Origin of the sequence: Novipirellula galeiformis, from assembly GCF_007860095.1 — a bacterium.
Lineage (GTDB): Bacteria > Planctomycetota > Planctomycetia > Pirellulales > Pirellulaceae > Novipirellula > Novipirellula galeiformis.
On the sequence record NZ_SJPT01000004.1, the window covers coordinates 279,230 to 294,461 of the forward strand.

The following is a 15,232-nucleotide window of genomic DNA, read 5'->3' on the forward strand; positions in this document are numbered from 1 at the left end:
GTTTCCAAACCCACTCCTAACACACACTCGCTATCCTCTCTGACTATCCTATGACCCCACTCCCATTGAACCCGAGGAACCGAATGAAAAGCACAATTTCCAAGTCTCTGACTCTGTTGGCGGCGCTGACGAGCGTCGCGTTCGCCACTGTAAATTCAAGCTCCTGCGTCTCCGCCGAAGAATACCTCAACGGGATCGCGTGGCAGAAACCAGCGGTGGTCACTCCGGGAAAAACCGACTCCGATCCTCCTTCGGATGCGGTCATCTTGTTTGATGGCGCCGACTTATCCGAATGGGAAAACGGCGACCAATGGACGGTGAAGGACGGTGCCGCTAGCACGGGCAAAGGCAAGATCACGTCCAAGCGGACATTTGGTGATTGCCAACTGCACCTGGAATGGTCCGCGCCGACCCCCGTCAAAGGCAGCGGCCAAGGACGCGGTAATAGCGGTGTATTTATGATGGGACGCTATGAAATCCAAGTTTTGGATTCCTATGAAAATGAGACTTACTCCGATGGCCAAGCGGGTGCGATTTACAAGCAAACACCTCCGGCGGTCAATGTCACGCGTCCCCCAGGCGAATGGAACAGCTACGATATCTTCTGGACCGCTCCGCGATTCGGCGACGACAAAAAACTGGTTTCGCCCGCCTACGTGACCGTGGTTCACAACGGAGTGTTGATCCTGAACCACTTTGAGCTCAAAGGCGATACTCCCTTCCATCGCCCGCCACAGTACAGTGCCCATGAACCGGTGGGCCCGATCTCGCTGCAAGATCACGGCAATCCCGTTCGCTTTCGCAACATCTGGGTCCGAGAGTTTCAACCGCCTCAGGGTGAACAGGTGCGAAAACCATTCTTACGCGACGGCGATAAAGAAACTCCGATCGAGTAATTACACTCGAGTCATCGCAACGCCATCGCATCTCAAGCCACGCTCGGGTCGAGCGTGGCGAGATGTGGCGAGGCGAGATGTGGCGTGGCGAGTCGTGGCAGCCAACCGCCCCCACCGATCCGCCTGCTTCGCTGTGGTCTTTCGCGGTGGTATTTCGCTGTGGTCTTTTTCCGGGCGAAACCTCACCAAGGCGTTACACCTAACTCGTCTGGAGTGTTCGCTGCGGCTCACACACAACGGGAAAGAGCACCACGAATTCGGTCCCCTGTCCCACGGCCGAACGCAGGTCGATCGCACCACCGTGTTGCTCGACGATCCCCAACACGGTTGCCAACCCCACGCCTTGCCCCGTCGACTTGGTGGTAAAGAAGGGGTCGAAAACGCATCGTAACGTCTCTTGGTCGATGCCGCTGCCATCGTCTTTGACCGAAACGTAAATATGCTCGCCCGGTCGAATTTTCCCGCTAAAGACAAATCCCTCAATCTCCGCTTGCTCAACGCGTCGCATCGCCACGTTGATCTGGACCGTCCCGGCTTCACCAATCGCTTCGACAGCATTGGTCAGTAAATTCAGCAGCACTTGCGACAACGCGGTGGAATCTCCAACGACAGGTGGAGTGCCAGGATCGGCACAAAGCTCGATCTTGATTTTTGCTTTGGTCGCCGACCGCACTAGGCTGGCTACTTTTTTCGCCTCCGCAACAAGGTCCACTTGTTGAGTCTGAGATTTTGACTGACCAGCAAAGGTCAACATTTGCTTACACATGGACGAGGCCATCTCTGCGGCGTGCATGATTTGATCGAGGCTCTCCTGAGTGTTCGCTGCCCCCATGCCGCTATTGAACTGACACAGTTCGGCGTTCGTTCGGATCACGGACAACAGATTATTAAAATCGTGGGCAATGCCGCCCGCTAATTTCCCCAGACTCTCAAACTTCTGCTGATTCTGCATTTGCACCGCGCGTCGCCGCGAACGCTCTTTCTGCTTCATCCGCTCCATGACAAGCGCCAACGAGCGTGCCACACGCTCGAGTCCGATCAGATCCTCCGGTGGGCTCCAAAACGGCGTATTTGATGTCAGACAGATCGTTCCCAGTGTCGTACTAGTGCTATCGACGATTGGCATCGATCCGGTCGCCTGGATGCCAAGCGGAGTATAGAACGCTTCGGCCGATGGGAATCCTTCGCCCGCCGATAGATCTTGCACAAATTGAAAGACCCCCGATTTCATCGCGTTGCAACAAGCCGTGGGCTCGGCCATGACCGGGAACCCGATCAACGATTGCAACACATCCTTCGGCATCGAGGGAGCTGCGGCGAAGCCAACCGATTGCCGGGCATCGTCAAGCAACAGCACGATGGTGCGAAGTTCGGGAAAGGCAAGGTCAACTTTGCTGGCGACTAAGCTCAGCAACGCTTTCAACGAAGTTCCCTCGGAAGCCAGCTTGAAAATCTCGCGTTCAAGATCCATCAACTCCAATTGCTGTCGCTCGACCGTGACATCGCGAACCGTCCCTACGGCGCGAAGTTGCTCTCCCGAGTCGTTCCACTCACAAACGGCACCTTCGAGGTGTATCCAGCGATAACCGCCCGTCTTCTGCTGAATGCGGAATTGAAAATCGAGGACGTTGGGAATGGAGGGCATCTCGGCAACCCGACGCTGGTCGTCGGGGTGCATCAACGCTTGAACCGACTCCGCCGAACAATCAATCTCATCTTCGCCATACCCCAAAATGCGGTGATACTCGGTATCTCGAGTGACTTGGTTTTTCTGCACATCCCAGTCCCACACCCCAAACTGACTGCCCTTCAATGCAAGTGCATATCGGGTTCGCACTGCGGCAAGTGATTGGCGATCGTTGTACCAGTCGGTGATATCCGTGAACGAATTGATCGTATAGATTTTCTCGCCGTGCTGGACGACACGGAAATCCGCGCGCACATAAATCCAGTTCCCTTTGAGCGTTGACAAGCCAACGTCCGAAGCATGGACGGGATCCTGATCTAGCAACGATTGCAGAAAGCCAACCAGGGACGGCAGCGATTCAGGCAGCAAAATCTCGCTCGTTCGCGATCTTAACTCCACCATCGAATTGGCCTCGAACAAAGCAATCGCGCTTTGGTTAAAACCAATGGTATGAATGCCCGCGAGCAGCGTTTTCAATAATTCCGCATCGTCTTTGATTGCGTCAGCGAGCGACGTGACTCCCGAATCGCGAAGCACTCGCAATTGAGCGGTCACCTCGGTTACGTCGTCAATGGTCACCGCCGCTTTGATTGACTCAAGCAAAAACGAAGTGGGGTCATCAATCGAAGACAAGAATTCAAGGGCATGGGTCATCGAATAGCCTTTCAGTGGCCGGGATCTCCGGCGCCACTTTCAGACTGTTAGTGTAACGAATGCCGCAGGCCGATGCGAGAAACTTGCCTGCTGACGGCTGAGTTTGAGCCGAACCTTTCGATTGGGATCCGCCAGGAGCCGACTTTTCTTCGTCAATCCCCCCCCGATATTGGATTGGCCCGCGATTGCCGACTGGCCCGAATCAACGACTGGCCCGCATCGATCACGCTCGCGAAACTTCGGAGGAGCGGATTGCCGTTCGCCTTTCGTAACCTACCGCTTCCCGGGGGTTACCGCGGGAAGGAAGCGGATCGAGAAGACCCCGATCCCTGTGAGCGAACAGGGACGCGGTTCGGCTGAGCAGGGAACGCGAAGCAAGAAGTCGCGAATTAGGCAGCCCGTTTGCCTGGGTTCGCCGCACGATTTCGCGATTCAATCCGCTGGCGAACCATCGCATGGGGCCCCGTCTCGGTCGTCGTTGAATCGAGATACCAACGCCGCGTTTTGATCGACTCAAGAATCTGATCGGCAACCCCCACGACGCGTGCTCCAGCTTGGCCATCGACGGCCGGCTCGACTCCCGTTTGGATGCTGATCACAAAGTCGTGAAGTTCGTCGAGAATGGCATTTCGTGGCTCAAGCTCTTTCGTGACGCATTTCAACGATTCACTGAAAATTTGGTCCGCACACCCCAATGGGTTCTCTACCTCGCTGTCGAGATCAAAACGACGCTGGACAACCGCTTCGCTTGGGCAAACGGAGGTTAACGAGGGTTTTCCGAAATCAATGTCCGCAAACCCGTTGGCGCCAAAGATCTGCATCTGCCGCGCCGGGGTGGGACTGAGACGAGATGCCTTGAGATTGGCAATCAGTCCGCATTCAAATTCAATCCGCGTCTCGGCAATGTCTTCGTGACTACTAATCACCGACATGCCGCTCGCCGAAATCGAGCGAATCGGCGAGTGGGTGAGCGACAACACCAAATCCAAGTCGTGAATCATCAAATCCATCACGACGCCAACATCGAGACAGCGTCCTGGGAAGTGGGAGGCGCGAACCGCTTCGATGTACTTAGCGTCGACGGCCAAGTCACCGAGTGCAGCGAAGGCAGGGTTAAAGCGTTCGACATGCCCGACCTGCAGAGTCAGATGGCGGCTTTTGGCCAGATTCGCGAGCCGTTGTGCATCGGGACCATTGGCAGCCAAGGGTTTTTCAACAAAAGCATGCTTCCCTGCGGTAAGCAGTTCGGTTGCGATTTCCCCGTGCAAATCGGTCGGCGCGGCCACGATAGCAGCGTCGATCGTGCCAATGCATTGCCGATAGTCCGCAAAGGTCGGCACGCCGAACATTGCCTTTGCATTGACCCGCGCTTGCTCAAACGGATCGGTGACGGCCACCAACTCGACTCCGTCGACTTGTTGCAACAATTTTGCGTGGATGCGTCCGAGATGACCTGCACCGATGACTGCGATTCGTAACCGACTCACGCTGCTTTTCTCCTTCGGTCGCGACCACGGCCCTTTTGGCCGCTGACCGTTGTATCCATGAAATTGAACAGCTCTCGTAGCACGGGGCGAATGGGCCCTGTCGATAACAACTGCTCCTTGGCTGCATCGAGTCCCACGTAGGACCGATAAATAAGTTTATATGCCTTGGTAAGGACTTCGATGTCCTCTTTTGGAAATCCGTGTCGCTTCAATCCGATCGTGTTGACGGCGCGAGGTTTGGCGGGCTGACCGTCCACGATGATGTAGGGGGGGACGTCATGAAGTACCCGCGCCATCGCGCTGATGAAGCTAAGATTTCCAACGGATGCGAAGTGCACGATCCCCACACCTCCGGCAATCGTGATGTCATTCCCGATGTGGGCGTGGCCACCGATCATCACATTGTTGGCCATCACATTGCGGTCCCCGACCTTGCAATCGTGAGCGATGTGAGTGTGTGCCATCAGATAATTATTGTGACCGACCCGCGTGACGCCATCTTCTTTCTCGGTGGCGCGGTTGACGGTGCAGTACTCGCGGAACACGTTGCCGTCACCGATCTGAACCTCCGTCGGCGTGCCCTTGTAGCTGGTGTCTTGCGGTTCCGCACCGATCACACAGCCTGGGAACAAATGGTTCTCTTCACCGAGTGAGGTCACCCCCGACAGCACGACATGGTCTTCGAGCAGTGTATCATCACCAATGCTGACATCCGGACCGATCACACAAAAGTGCCCGATACGTACGTTCGTCCCTAACTTGGCACGTGGATCAACCACCGCGGTCTGAGCAATCTGGGTACTCATGTTTCGGCTCCAAACATCTCTTGGTTGTGATAACAAAATCGCATGACAACTAAACTCCTGTGGCTAAGCAGCTTTGTGATGCGATTGCGTCATTTGGGTTAGGGGAATCTGCGAAGCCGCCAGTTCAGCGAGTTGCTGAGCCATCCGGCCGTTTAGGTTGTGTCCACCGCGATAGGAAACAAAGGTGCCGACGAGTTCAACGTTGGCCAGGGCAAGGTCACCGATCAAATCGAGGACCTTGTGCCGTGCACACTCATCAGCAAAACGCAATGAATTCTCAATCGGGCCGTGATCGCCGATCACTAACAAGTCTTGGTTCGTGACGTGAGACGCAACCCCTTGTTCACGAAGCAGGCCGGCCTGCGACTCGGTAACAAAGGTTCGAGCTGGAGCAACGTCGCGAATAAAACGATGAGGGGACATCCGCAGAGCGTAGGCTTGGTCAAGGATCGGCGAAGGCCCATCGAAACTCAAGCGATACTCATACGAAGTGTGTCCATCTATCGGTGGGGTCGCCTCGATCCATCCGGTTTGCGAGTTCACATAGATGCGCTCACGCACCGTCAAGCGACGTTTGGGTTGCGATTGGATAATCAGCCCTGCGGTTCGCAAGGATTCGACAAAGGCAGCGGCGCTGCCATCGAGCCCTGGCAATTCCTCGGCGTCGATTTCAACGAGGCAATTATCGATCTCGAGTCCGACCATTGCCGCCATCAAATGCTCGACCATTTCGAACCGAGCGGCACCGTCTTGGAGGATCGTGCGAAGATTGGCATCATGTCGATTCGCGACCGAAGCGAGGCACGACGGTGCGGATGGCAAATCGCTTCGTACCAAGCGAATGCCAGTACCTACCGGTGCTGGATTCATGACAACACGCACGTCTCGACCGCTCCAGTAGCCTCGGCCACGGACCTCACACGAAACCGCGATTGTATGTTCGTTGCGTGATGGTGTCACGCTTCGGCCTCCCCTGCCGTACCCACTCTCACATCCTGTGAGAGCCTTGTTTGTAAAAAATCGCGGCATGCATGTTCGTTGCGAACTCGATGCTGCGAGAATCCCCAACGCCGCGGCTACTGATTCATTTCAGGAGCCACGGAGCGGTTTATGATGGTCGCCCAATCAAGGTTGACCAAGCGTCACTCAACTAGCGATTAACGGGCTGGCCAGCAGCTCCGCCACGCTTGGCAATGTCTTCTTGCATCGCTTTGTCCAAGTACTGCATCACGCCCTTGGTCATGTCCAGTGCATCGTCGTGATAAACAATGTTCTTCATCACGCCACGGATGACCGAATCACCCTTTTCAAGATCCATCTCTTCGCTGTTGTAACGAAGGACCATGTTGATCTTGTAGTGTTGAGCCAAGAATTGAACGCCCGATGCAATGCGTTGATAGTTCTCGAAATAGATTCGTGCTTCGGCATCGGCAAGCTCTTTACGCTTACGCGCCATGTCCAAGCGAAGCTTCGATTCCATCGATGCAACTTGCTCTTCTTGAGCGGTATAATCAGGGGTGCCAACCTTGAACGTTTTCAGTCGTTCGGCCGCTTGCTTTAGCTCTTCACGCTTGCCCTGAAGTTGAGCGTCGTAACTCTTCAAATCGCCTTCGACTCGCTCCACTTGAGCTTTGATGCCGGGGTGATTCTTGAAGATGAATGCCACGTCGACCACGGCAACGCGGTGACCGCTTGATGCGGATGCTTCCTGGGCCGTAGCGACACTAGGGACGACGGCTGTCATGGTAAGGATGGCCACTAGAATGGCCGCTACACAGTTAAATCGCACGTCCGCTCTCCTTGCGTTATGGGTGCGCAGATCTTGACTCGACACAAATGCAAACACTCGTTTACGTGGCGTCCATCGCCAGCGCTGAGACATCTGTGCCGATACTATCAGAACCGCGACTTGCAGTACTGACTCGTTCGGAATTGTGCCAACCGCATCGATCGCCGTAAAGACTAATCAACACGCTTCTCACCTTCACCGAAAAAAAAACTTTACTTATTCTTGCCGCGCCGACCCACCTATCCGCCGGGTCGAACATCCAAGCGGAGCTTGAACTCAAACGGTTGCCCGTCGCGGGTCAGAAAAACGCTGAGTGAATCGCCCGGGGAACGATCTCGCAACAAATCCAACACGTCGACAGCCGTTCGCACCGATTTCTTATCCAAACGATCTAATCGATCGCCTGCTAGCAAACCGGATCGCTCCGCGGGTCCACCCGAAGCAAGCCCTGAAATAACCACGTGATCCGCTTGATCTTGAAGAGTCACGCCCATAAACGCCGTTAATTGACGGCGAATCTGCACATGCTTCTCGGTTGCGGCATATCTCGGACGCACTTCGCGTGTCGCCAACTCAAACGCGACATCACAAACCATATCGGTTATTCGGGTTAGACCACCGTAATCGATTTTCTCGGAATCATCACTTGGACGATGATAATCGTTATGAAGCCCCGTAAAGAAAAACAACACCGGGATCCCAACCTCGTAAAACGATTGATGATCACTCGGCCCATACCCCGTTGGGATCTTCCATAAATCAAAACGGTAATTGCGATTCAAGTCGTCTACGATCTGCTCTAACCCCTCCCCCGTACCGGTTCCATAAACCGTTAATTCATTATCCCGCAGCCGACCCACCATATCCAAGTTGATCATCGCCACCGTCGAATCCAACGCAAAACGAGGATGACGCACGTAATACTTGCTACCAAGCAGCCCGCGTTCCTCCGCAGTAAAACCAATAAAAACCACTCGGCGGTGAGATTCCATCCCGCCAAGTCGCTCGACGAGCATCGATGCGGTCGAAAGCATTGCCGACGTCCCGCTTGCGTTGTCGTCGGCACCGTTGTGAACCGCGACCGTTCCTGGAGCCAGCGAACCGTAGCCCCCCATCCCAACATGATCGTAATGGGCCCCCACCACGATGGTCTCGTGGGCCAGCACGCCACGCCCAGCCAGTTCGCCAATCACATTGGAAGTGCTAGCATTGGAGGGTTGTAGTTCCACACTCAGCTCGACCACGGTATCGGCTAGCATCATGCTTTGGGGGCGATAGGTGCGATCGATCATCGTCTCGATCTCCCCCAAACTTCGTCCCGTCGCATGCTGCAACACGGAATCGAATGCGTCACGAGCAAGCGAGACGACCGGTACCGTTTTCATGATCGTCGGCGGATCCTCCGCAGACGCCTCGTCGAGATCGGAAACAGCCGTTCCCCCTTGAGTGACGGGGAGCGCCCGTCCCGCTTCGTCGATCTGTAACACGCCACGTCGTTTCTGGCGGACATCGCTGCGAAGCCCTTGGACGATCGTATCGATCCCCGCAATTCGATTCCGCAACGACTCGCGGATCTTATCCGCTTCGACGGGCAACTCCTCGAGTTGTCGCTCGACGGCTTCGCGTCGGGACAGTTCCGACGCGAGCCTCTTCTCGGCTGTCGCAACGCTCGCTTCGATACTTCCCGGGTCATTGATCAGAATCACGGCTGCTGCGCCATGCTTGATCGCGTTTTCGATCTTCGTTTGGAAGAACGCGTGTGAAGATGTCTTAGTGCCCTCAAACCGGCTGGCGGGATCGCCCATCCCAGGCTCCTTGCGAAGCACCGCCACAACGTGCCCCTGGACGTCGATACCATCGTAGTCATCGTAGTCCAGTTCCGGTGCGGTGATCCCGTAGCCCACAAACACGAGAGCCCCTTGGGCCGCCCCGGCGGTCTTGCCGATGGACATCGGGCTCATGCCCGACGAGAGCGACTCATCAATCCGGAATGAATTCGACGCAGCCGAATTTGCTTGCTCCTCCGAATTAGCCGCCCCAGAATTAGCATCCCCAGAATCAGCCTCCCCAGACTGACCGTCATCGGTGGCCGGGGCACCGGAAATCTCGCTCGCCGCTCGATGGATCCGCACAAAGTTCTTCGCAGCGGCACCGACCCTCGCCCCCACCGGCACCTCCAGCGTTTGAAACGGGGTGCCACCGAACAACTCGGTTTTCACCCCAGCTTCGGCCAACCGCTTGGCGATGTAATCCGCTGCCTGATGAATGGCGGCATTATCGACGCCGCGTCCCAGCATCGTTTCACTCGCAAGGTACTCCACATCTTTGCGAAGCTGGGTTTGCAAACTCGAGCGAGAGCGGAGTGCCGCAGGCTGCTCCGCTGTTAGCGGGGCCGCCGAAGCGCCCGCGAGTGCAAGCAGAAGACAAATCACTCCGATGATGCGCATCACTGGACTCCGGTTGTCATGACGATCTGAATCGCGTTTGAGGCACTCGATTGATGCGTTGGGGGCATGTTAGCGACCCCACACTCTCCTCGGCGAAAGCACCTCGACATCCGTTGTCACTGATTCGAACCGCGGCGGACAAGGGCGTCCGCCGCAAGGAATTCGCCCATGGAGGGTCTTACGCGGTTTTGACCTTTTCGTTTCGCTGAATCAACCACAACAAAACAGGGCTGGCGACAAAGATCGAACTATAGGTTCCCACCAAGACGCCGACGACCAATGCGAAGGCAAACGCATGGATCCCCGCTCCCCCGACCGCGTAAAGCAGCACGACCACAATCAACGTCGTCAACGAAGTCAACAAGGTACGGCTGAGCGTTTGGTTGATACTGGTGTTAACCATTTCGCTGGTCAAGTGAGTTGATTTCCCCTTCGTTTCCCGAATCCGGTCAAACACGACGATCGTATCGTTGAGTGAATAACCAATGATCGTCAACAGCGCCGCCACCACGGTCAAGCTGATCTTGAACGGATCGATCAACAGGAAGCCAAACACGTCAGCCAACCAATAGCTGATCGCGATCGCACCGAGCGTGACAATCACGTCGTGAAGCAACGCGACAACCGCAGCGAGACCGTACATCACGCGTTGGAAGCGGAACCAAATGTACCCGATGATGCACAACAAGCTGCCAAACAACGCTCCGAATGCACGACCGATCATGTCACCGGCAACTTGGCCACCCACGCTGCTACTGCTAATCCAAACCGGTTTGCTGCCAAGATTCTGCTTGATTTGCTCCATCACGGCATCGGCTTGCTCTGATTCAAGTGGCAATTTCACCGTCCAATCGCTGAACGATAACGATGACTTCATGTTCCACTTATCCGAACCTTCGCCAATGGGAAGCAGTTCAATGGCTCGCTCGTTGAGCGGCACATTAACCGCCTTGGCGGCATTGAGCAGTGTCTCGACAAGGGTGGGAGCATTGATGCCCGCACCACCATCTTCGCCTTCGATACCGAGCTTGACCAACCGCGTGCTAAACACGAGCGAAGGACGATTCGAAATCGCAGGCGTGTTCGCTGAGGTCTCCGGAGCGGCCTCGGTCTCCGGAGCTGCCTCGGCCGCCGTGTCCGCGACGACATCGGTTGCCGCTTCATCTTGAGGATAAAACAGAGCCAACATGGTCCCATTATCGAGCCGCTCACTTCCTCGCAAATTCAGCGAAGATGCTTTCGGATCCACTGGAGCTTTTGCATCGTCCGCAGCGATATCGATTTTGTAAGTGACAAGGTTGACGGTATCTTCCTTGGCAAACGCTGCGGAGATGGCTTCTTTCAACTGGTCGACTTTTTCGTAGGACGAGTCGACTTTGTAGACCGTTCCGTTCGGGCTGGAGTCCATCGTGACGCCGTTGACCGTGAACTGAATCGGCTTGCCGTCTTCGCCCACCATCACCGCGCCGACAATGTCGCGGATCGTATCGGTTTCGGTTGGCTGGTCGACTCGGAATTGAACCGAGGAGCCCCCCGCGAAGTCGATATCAAAGATTCCCTGGCCACGAGCAAAGAGCGACCCAATTCCAGTCACGACAAGCAGCGTGGAAACGAGAAAGGCGATCTTTCCCTTGCCCATGAAATCAAAGTTGTCACCGTTCGAAAACATGCTGCGTAACGAGTTGACGCCATCCGACATGCTAAGGGTCAAGAAGCCTTGGCGTTCGGCGATGTCAAAGAAGGTTCGCGACATGTAGATCGCGGTGAACATCGAAAACAAGATCCCGAGGATCAAGGTGACCGCGAATCCACGAATCTGGTCGGTTCCGATCGCGTACAACACGATCGCAGTGATCAAGGTGGTCAAGTTCGCATCGACGATTGTGACGGTCGCTTTTGCGAAACCGTTGCGAATCGCCATCCGCGTCGCTGCGCCCTTTTTCAATTCCTCGCGAATCCGTTCAAAAATCAACACGTTCGCGTCGACGGACATACCGACGGTTAACACAAGCCCCGCGAGCCCGGGCAGCGTCAACGGTTGATTGATCAGGACCATGGTGCCCAAGATCATCGCCAGGTTCAAAACCAGGGCGGTACAGGCGACCACACCGGCGAATCGGTAATAGAACAGGATGAACACCAACACGAGGCTCAACGACAAACCGATCGCAAAGAACCCCTTGTTGATCGTGTCTTTCCCAAGGGTGGGGTCAATTTGATTTTCCGCGATCGGTTGTGGCGTCAATGCCGCCGGCAACTGGCCTGCCTTGAGTACCGCTACGAGCTCTTGGACTTCCTCTTTGGTAAAGCTACCGGTGATGCGTCCCTCTTTGCTAATTGGCTGCAGGATATTCGGCGCTGACAACAAATCGTCATCCAGGACGATTCCCAATTGTCGCTGCATCGTTCCCACGGGGGCGTTATTCGCCGTCAACGTGTAAAAACGTCCCGAGCCTTTGTCGGTCAAGTTAAACGCGACTGCTGGAGCACCGTGTTGGTCGAAAGTGCTAGCGGCAAACGCCAAATCGTCCCCTTTGATGTCGAGATCAGGGTCGACAATCATCAAGGTTTCGATGTCATCCAGATTCTGTTGCTTCATCCACAAGACGGTTTTCGTTTCACCGTTTTCGCCCTGCACGCTTGCCGGCAGATCGATAAATTGCCCGGTTTCCGGATTGCGAACGATGGCGTTGCCGACATTGACTCGCAATGGGCGAACCCCGTTCTTTTCAACCTTTTCTTGGTCGACTCGCACCCAACGGCCAACGATCTTGCCGTTGACATCGAGCACGACACTGCTGGTCCGCTCGCTTTGGCTGTCAGACTCCGATTGCTCCTTCGCCAAGTCAATGATGCGTTGGTGGTCGAGTCGATTGGCAAGAATCGCAAAACGCAAAATCCCAGCTTCTTCGACGCGTCGTTTGATACGATCGAGTTCATCGACGCCACTGCCTCCTCCGTCGCCGTCCGCTTCACTCGACTTCGCCGGCACGATGATTTCGATCTGGCTTTCACCGTACGGTCGAATCACGATTTCCTGGGTACCGCTAGGATTGATTCGGCGTGCGAGTGGCTCGACCAAATCATCCGATGTGATGCGTTGCCCTGTGTTGACGTCTTCACCGATATTTTTGCTCTGGTCGATCTCGTAAACCAAGATCGTCCCCCCTTGGAGATCAACACCGCGAGTAGGACGCTTGTTGATCAAGACGGTCGCGCTGGCAATGACAGCCAACAACACCAATCCCAAGCGAGTGGAATAGTTGGGCATCTTCAACATCTTCGCCAACCACCCACCAAGGATGAATGGGACAATCAACACAGCAAGGGCGGCAACAAGCCACACATACTGATCGATTGAAATCCCTTCCTGAACTGGCTCGGTGAGCCCATCCGCTTGAGCAAGCGGCATCACGAAGGAATCGAAAAACGATTGGGAAAAGAAATTGCAGTCCATCGTAAGTTTCTGAATCGAAGGAGGGATTCGTCAGTCGTGCGAGTAGCGCATCATGAGCTACCGCAGAAGTAAATTAGGAGTTAGCTCTTCGTTTTGGAATCAGAATCCTTGGGATTCGATTCTTTCTTCTCTTTACTGGCGTCGGTCACACGAGCAATTGCGGTGTAATTGACTTTGATTCGAGTGTTATTGTTGTCGTCAATCCGCAACATCAGGGTGTTGGTCTCAGACGATGTCGAAACGACCGTCCCATGAATCCCCCCCGCTGTCACGACGCGATCGTTCTTCTTTAACGTGGACAACATCTTCGCTTCCTCTGCCTTTCGGCGACGTTCCGGAGCAATAAAGATCTGGAATGCGAGGAAAAATAGAATCACAAAAGGCAAAAAAGGATTGTTAAATAGCTGCTGAAACCATGTCAATTCTTCTGCCGCAGGAGCCTCCTGCGCCAAAATGCTGATTGTCGAAACAATCGAATCGAGGGATTGGCAAGCAATACCGAGGTAGATTTCAGCGAACAAAAACTCGTCCTTTACGCATTCAGCGGTATCATGTAACCCTACTGAAAAAAGCAGCAGCAGGGCCGCGCAGCCTCCACTAGGGTTGGGTCAACGAATGCGGCATGATATGGAAGCGAAAAAAACGTCACAAGCCCAGCACAGCGGTTATTGCGTCATGAACACCGACTTAGTGAGCTCTACGAGCTCACTAAGTTTGCCAATTTGGCGTTCCAAACCCCCTGACAGTAAAGATCCGCGACGTCATCGGCCTCCCCTCCGTCCCATTTAGCTCAAATGCCACTTGCCATTCCCCCTTGGCCCCCCCAGACCCCCGAAATCGCCACTGCTTTGATGCAATGCATGCAAAACGGCGATTGGGGACGCTACGAAAGCCAATCCAAGGCAACCTTGCTAGCGAGCTTGCAAAAAAAATTCGAGATCGAGCACGTCCGCCTTTGCTGCAGCGGGACCGCAGCGATCGAATTGTCGCTACGGGTCGCCGGAGTGGGCGATGGGGACGAGGTGATCCTTTGTGCACTCGACTACCCTGGAAATCTGCGTTGTGTCGAATTGATCGGAGCCAAGCCCGTACTGGTCGACGTAGCGCCGAGCAATTTTGGTCCCGATCTCGAGTCGGTTACCAAGGCGTCAAGTAAACAGGTTCGCGCCGTCATCGCATCCCATCTTTATGGCCGGGCTTGCGACATCGGGGCACTACGCGACCTATGCGATGCAAACGACTGGGTATTGATCGAAGATGTTTGCCAATCGCCTGGAATGACGATCGACGGACGGGCGGCAGGAACGTTTGGGCACTTGGCAACGCTCAGCTTCGGAGGCAGCAAGCCGCTGTCGTCAGGCAACGGCGGAGCAATTCTCGCCACCGACAACCGACTGGCCGCTCGGCTGGGAGGTTTACTCGACCGCCCCAGCGACGCCTTTCCGCTGAGCGCGTTACAAGCCAGCGTGCTGGTCCCCCAAATCGCCCGGTTACAAACCGACAACGAGCATCGCAATCGCATCGCCAAACAAATTCAGCAGCAGCTCGAGAAACGCGACGCGTCCTTGCAATGCATTTGCGAGACGAACATTGCCGTCGACCCCGCGTACTACAAATTAGCCCTCCAGACCGAATCGGTGGCAATTCGCGACGCGATGGTGGCCGCCGCGACGCAACACGATCTCCCGCTCGGCAAGAGTTTCCGAGCAATGTCACGCCTGAGCGACCGCCGTTGCCGCAAGCCTGTTCCGCTTGATCGAGCCCAAATGTTGGCGGATCAAATCTGTGTGCTCGATCATCGCGCACTCTTGATCGATGAAGCGGACGTCGGCGAGCTTTGCGAATTGCTGCTCGAAAGCAGTCGTGGTTGCGGCCGCTAGAGCATTTTCATAACCCGACGCGTAAGCGAGAGACGGAGCCAAGAGTGATGCTCCCTCGCTTACGCTTGAGGTTTTGACCACCCCCCCCATCAAACCCCTCGCCCCGCTACGGCGCCGAGAAAAAACTCG

General features: G+C 55.2%; 10 protein-coding genes. 2 read left to right on the forward strand and 8 right to left on the reverse strand.

Annotated elements, in window-relative coordinates; translation table 11 throughout:
• Window positions 1-83 precede the first annotated feature (83 nt).
• Window positions 84-896, forward strand: a complete 813-nt coding sequence (locus tag Pla52o_RS11960; protein ID WP_146594856.1) for a 3-keto-disaccharide hydrolase — start codon at window positions 84-86, stop codon at window positions 894-896.
• A 199-nt stretch (window positions 897-1,095) separates the two neighbouring features.
• Here the strand turns inward: Pla52o_RS11960 and Pla52o_RS11965 are convergent, their stop codons facing one another.
• From Pla52o_RS11965 to yajC, 8 genes are all read right to left on the reverse strand, one after another.
• Window positions 1,096-3,237, reverse strand: a complete 2,142-nt coding sequence (locus Pla52o_RS11965; protein WP_146594857.1) for a PAS domain-containing sensor histidine kinase — start codon at window positions 3,235-3,237, stop codon at window positions 1,096-1,098.
• Window positions 3,238-3,626: 389 nt separating this feature from the next.
• Window positions 3,627-4,724 (reverse strand): Gfo/Idh/MocA family protein, encoded by a 1,098-nt coding sequence (locus tag Pla52o_RS11970; RefSeq protein WP_146594858.1) that lies wholly within the window; start codon window positions 4,722-4,724, stop codon window positions 3,627-3,629.
• The gene (gene lpxA, locus Pla52o_RS11975) at window positions 4,721-5,530 is read right to left on the reverse strand and encodes an acyl-ACP--UDP-N-acetylglucosamine O-acyltransferase (protein WP_146594859.1); all 810 of its coding nucleotides are present in this window, start codon (window positions 5,528-5,530) and stop codon (window positions 4,721-4,723) included. The genes Pla52o_RS11970 and lpxA overlap by 4 nt, the downstream gene beginning before the upstream one ends.
• A gap of 63 nt (window positions 5,531-5,593) precedes the next feature.
• Window positions 5,594-6,490, reverse strand: coding sequence for a UDP-3-O-acyl-N-acetylglucosamine deacetylase (lpxC, locus tag Pla52o_RS11980; protein WP_146594860.1), 897 nt, complete (start codon window positions 6,488-6,490; stop codon window positions 5,594-5,596).
• A gap of 190 nt (window positions 6,491-6,680) precedes the next feature.
• Window positions 6,681-7,319 carry an OmpH family outer membrane protein gene (locus Pla52o_RS11985; RefSeq protein ID WP_231612278.1) on the reverse strand — a complete coding sequence of 213 codons (639 nt, stop codon included), beginning with the start codon at window positions 7,317-7,319 and terminating at the stop codon, window positions 6,681-6,683.
• Between the two features lie 239 nt (window positions 7,320-7,558).
• Window positions 7,559-9,766, reverse strand: coding sequence for a M28 family peptidase (locus Pla52o_RS11990; protein ID WP_146594861.1), 2,208 nt, complete (start codon window positions 9,764-9,766; stop codon window positions 7,559-7,561).
• Between the two features lie 178 nt (window positions 9,767-9,944).
• On the reverse strand, window positions 9,945-13,223 hold the full coding sequence (gene secD, locus Pla52o_RS11995; RefSeq protein WP_146594862.1) for a protein translocase subunit SecD: 3,279 nt from the start codon (window positions 13,221-13,223) through the stop codon (window positions 9,945-9,947).
• Window positions 13,224-13,303: 80 nt separating this feature from the next.
• Window positions 13,304-13,744 carry a preprotein translocase subunit YajC gene (gene yajC, locus Pla52o_RS12000; RefSeq protein WP_197169192.1) on the reverse strand — a complete coding sequence of 147 codons (441 nt, stop codon included), beginning with the start codon at window positions 13,742-13,744 and terminating at the stop codon, window positions 13,304-13,306.
• 273 nt (window positions 13,745-14,017) lie between these two features.
• Between yajC and Pla52o_RS12005 the strand changes: the two genes are divergently transcribed.
• Complete coding sequence (locus Pla52o_RS12005; protein ID WP_146594864.1) at window positions 14,018-15,103, forward strand: DegT/DnrJ/EryC1/StrS family aminotransferase; 1,086 nt, start codon at window positions 14,018-14,020, stop codon at window positions 15,101-15,103.
• Window positions 15,104-15,232: the final 129 nt, after the last annotated feature.